Annotated in this window: 5 protein-coding genes; 1 reads left to right on the plus strand and 4 read right to left on the minus strand. The window is 65.1% G+C overall.

The window, feature by feature from the left end; translation table 11 throughout:
* Positions 1–272, plus strand: a 272-nt coding sequence (locus EOA36_RS29925; RefSeq protein WP_127280563.1) for a M20/M25/M40 family metallo-hydrolase, incomplete at its 5' end; no start/stop codon positions are given.
* A 15-nt stretch (positions 273–287) separates the two neighbouring features.
* Here EOA36_RS29925 and EOA36_RS29930 read toward each other — a convergent pair.
* The 4 genes from EOA36_RS29930 to EOA36_RS29945 form a co-directional block, all read right to left on the minus strand.
* Positions 288–1,223, minus strand: a complete 936-nt coding sequence (locus EOA36_RS29930; RefSeq protein WP_015316459.1) for a LysR family transcriptional regulator — start codon at positions 1,221–1,223, stop codon at positions 288–290.
* A gap of 48 nt (positions 1,224–1,271) precedes the next feature.
* Complete coding sequence (locus EOA36_RS29935) at positions 1,272–2,762, minus strand: aldehyde dehydrogenase (protein ID WP_127280564.1); 1,491 nt, start codon at positions 2,760–2,762, stop codon at positions 1,272–1,274.
* Between the two features lie 19 nt (positions 2,763–2,781).
* A complete protein-coding gene (locus EOA36_RS29940) occupies positions 2,782–3,456 on the minus strand; it encodes a DUF1028 domain-containing protein (RefSeq protein WP_127280565.1) in 675 nt (224 codons plus the stop codon).
* Positions 3,453–3,876, minus strand: a 424-nt coding sequence (locus tag EOA36_RS29945) for a RidA family protein (RefSeq protein ID WP_145969378.1), incomplete at its 5' end; no start/stop codon positions are given. The genes EOA36_RS29945 and EOA36_RS29940, both read right to left, overlap by 4 nt.

Consider the following 3,876-nt stretch of genomic DNA (forward strand, 5'->3'; position numbering starts at 1 on the left):
CCAATACCTATCCGGGCCTCGACACGCCGGCCGCATCGGCGGCGGTGGCTTTCGTCAAATCGCTGACTGGTGCCAACGACACGATGAAAGTCGCGTTCGGCACGGAAGGCGGCTTGTTCAGCCGCGATCTCGGCACGCCTGCCGTCGTCTGTGGGCCGGGCTCGATGGCGCAGGGACACAAGCCGGATGAATTTGTCAGCGTCGAACAGCTGCGGCGTTGCGACGGGATGCTGGACAGATTGCTGGAACGGCTCACGGACGGCTCGCCGTGATGCGAATGGCAGCCCTCACTTCACGATGCGTTCGGTGCCGAAGACGCCCTGCTCGACGACGAAGCGGCGGCAGTGGTCGATGAAGGCCTGCACCGTCAGCGTGCGATGCTCGGCGTTGGGCAAGGCAATTCCTATGGTCAGCGGCCTGAGGTCGCCCAGCAAAGGCACGAAGACCAGCAATTTTCCGTCCGGCGACATGGTGTTGAGCGGCCGCATATTGGCGATGCCGTAGCCGAAGCCATTGGCAACCATCGAGCGCATCACGGCGATGTCGCCGGTGCGCTCGACGATCTTTGGCCGCAGACCCCTGGGCTGGAAAGCCGACAGGAAGTATTCGCGGCTGTAGGGCAGATCGAGCAGCACCATCGGCTCATCGACCAGTTCCTCGGGGGTGATGCCTGCCTTCGCCGCCAGGCGATGCGCGGCCGGAAGCATCACATAGGCCGGCAACTGCATCAGCGGCTCGAAGGTCATGTCCTGCGACAGCTCCAGATCGTAAGTCAGCGCGGCGTCTATCTCGCCACGCTGCAGCATCTCGAACAATTGGCCCTGGTTGCGTTCGAATTGCCGGACGCGCACATCGGGATAGGCATCCTCGAATTTCTTGCGCAGCGCCGGCAGCACGATCTGCGCGAAAGTGAGCAGGCAGCCGATCGCCAGCGGTCCGCGCACCTTTTCGGCGATGTCGCCGGCAATGTCGTGCAGCGCGTCGGCGTCGTTGAGCAGGCGCGCGGCTTCCTTGAGGAACAGGCGCCCGCCCGCGGTGAGCGCCAGGGCATGCGAGTGCTTGCGCACGAAAAGCTGGACACCGAACTCGGCTTCGAGCTGGGCGATCGACGCCGAGATCGACGGCGGCGAGACGTTCACCTGCTCGGCCGCCTTGGCGATCGAACCCGCTTCGCCAACGGCGACGAAATATTCGAGCTGTCTGAGCGTAAAGCGGAGCGGCATGGTTCTATGTTGCCGGTTTGCGGCTGGTGATCAAGTCGCGGCCACTCCTCAGTACTTGATCCAGGTGGTCTTCAGCGCGGTGTATTTGTCCAGCGCGTGCAGCGACAGGTCGCGCCCGAAACCGGACTGCTTGAAACCGCCGAAGGGAGTCATCGGGCTCAGCGCATCGACGGTATTCACGGAAACCGTGCCCGCGCGCAGCCTTTCCGCGAGGCGATGCGCCCGCGACAGGCTGTCGGTCCACAGCGATGCAGCCAGGCCGTAGACACTATCGTTGGCGATGCTAAGCGCCTCGTCTTCGGTGTCGAAGGCGATCACCGACAGGACCGGACCGAAGATCTCGTCGCGGGCAAGCGGGTCGTCGGGCGACACGTTGTCGAAGATCGTGGGCTGCACGAAACTGCCGCGCCCGTCGACGGCGACCCGGTCGCCGCCGGCCACCAGCCGTGCTGACTTCCTGCCGCCATCGATGAAACGCATGACTGTCGCGGCGTGGCGCGCGTCCACCATCGCACCCATCCTGGATGCTGGGTCGAGAGGATCGCCGGGCTGGGTCGCGGTTGCGCGCTCTGCCAGTTTCTCGACCAGCGCATCCTTGATGCCGCGTTCCACAAGCAGCCGGGAATTGGCCGAGCATACCTGTCCCTGGTTGAAGAAGATGCCGAAGGCGGCCATGTCGGCGGCCGCATCCAGATCGCCGCAATCCGCGAACACCAGATTGGGGCTCTTGCCACCGGTCTCCAGCCAGACCTGCTTCATGTTCGACTGGCCGGAATATTGCAGGAACATCTTGCCGACAGCGGTCGACCCCGTGAAGGCAAGGCAATCCACATCCATGTGGCGGCCAAGCGCCTGGCCAGCCGTCTCGCCGAGGCCAGGCACCACATTGAGAACGCCGGCGGGCAGGCCCGCTTCCATGGCAAGCTCGGCCAGCCTGAGCGCCGAGAATGGCGATTGCTCGGCGGGTTTCAGCACCACCGAATTGCCCGCCGCCAGCGCTGGCGCGCATTTCCAGGTCGCCATGTCGAGCGGAAAGTTCCACGGCACGACGGCGCCCACGACCCCAAGCGGCTCACGCCGCACCAAAGCGAGGTCGCCCCGGCCCGTCGGCGCCACCTCGTCATAGACCTTGTCTATCGCTTCGGCGTACCACTGGAAGATCGCCGCCGACCCCGGCACGTCGATTGTCGCTGCATCCTTGACCAGCTTGCCCATGTCCAGTGATTCCAGCAGCGCGAGCTCCTGCAGGTTCTCGCGCAGCAATTCCGCCAGCCGCAGCAGCACGTGCTTGCGATGCTGAGGGCTGGTTCGCGACCAGACGCCAGCCTCAAAACTGCGCCGCGCCGCGGCGACTGCGAGGTCGATGTCCTCTTCGCCGCAGGAGGAGACCTCGGCGAGCGTTGCGCCCGTGGCCGGATTGATGCTGGCGAAGGTCCGGCCGGAGCGTGCGGGCACCGCCTTGCCGTCGATGAACGCCCTGTCGCGAAAGCGGATCGCCGACGCCTTGCCGATCCAATCCTTATGACTGAGTTCGCTCATGCCGGCTCCAGATGTCGGACTATTCGTCACCCGGAACGCCATAGCTCGGCGCACCGGACGGATTGAGAGCGCGCGTGACATAGGCGTCGAGCTGGGGCTTGTAGATCTCCCACAGCGCCGCCAGCTGCTCGATCGGACACGACTCGGTCCAGTCGCAACGCAGGTCCGCGACCGGCCATGAAACATCGCGCACCAGCTTCATGCCGGCGGAGCGGATAGGTCCCGCCTCCCCGCCTGCATCGAGCGCGGCCCGCATGGTGGCGATCAGCCGGTCGCCGAGATCGCCTTCGGAGGCGAGAAAGGCGTCGACCATGGCTTGCGGAACCCTGTCGCTGGCAAGCAGATTGCCGCCGCAGGCGACATCCTCGCCGCGCGCCTCGGCCCAGATGCCGAGTGCTTTCGGTCCCGAATGGATTGCGCTGCCGCCGGCCGCGTCGACCGCCAGCACCTGCCGGTATTCGCTAAAAGCGGCCGTGCGCTTCAGAATCGCGACGGCTTCAGCGGCGGAGGCACCTCGCGCCATCAGCTCCAGCGCCCGTGGCCCGAGCGTCGGGTCCGTGACGTTCTGGCTGGCAACCGCGCCGACGCCGGCCCGCGCATAGGCGCAGCGTGCCGCGACGGCGGGAGACGACGAGGATACCGCCACCCCGAACATGCCCGTGCGCCGGCAGCGCGCTACTATCGAGAAGGTCATGGCCTAGTCCGGGATGATGGCTGTGCATCATCCGGGATTACGGCGGTGCCGTCGATCTCGACCAGCCATTCCGGCCGCGCCAAGGCCGATACGACAAGGCCGGTCGAAACCGGATGCACGCCTTTGATGTATTCGCCCATCGTCCGGTAGACGGCTTCGCGATGGCGCACGTCTGTCAGATAGATCACCACCTTGACCAGATGCTCCATCGTGCCGCCGCATTCCTCGATGAGCTGCTTGATGTTCTGCATGACCTTGTGGGTCTGCTCGACCGGATCGTGGCTGCCGATGTTTTTGGCGGTGTCGAGATCCTGCGGGCATTGGCCGCGCAGATAGATCGTGCGGCCACCTCGCGTGACGACCGCCTGGCACAGATCATTGTCGAGCTTCTGCTCGGGATAGGTATCCTTGGTATTGAAG

The organism is Mesorhizobium sp. M8A.F.Ca.ET.021.01.1.1, assembly GCF_003998025.1.
Taxonomy (GTDB): Bacteria; Pseudomonadota; Alphaproteobacteria; order Rhizobiales; family Rhizobiaceae; genus Mesorhizobium.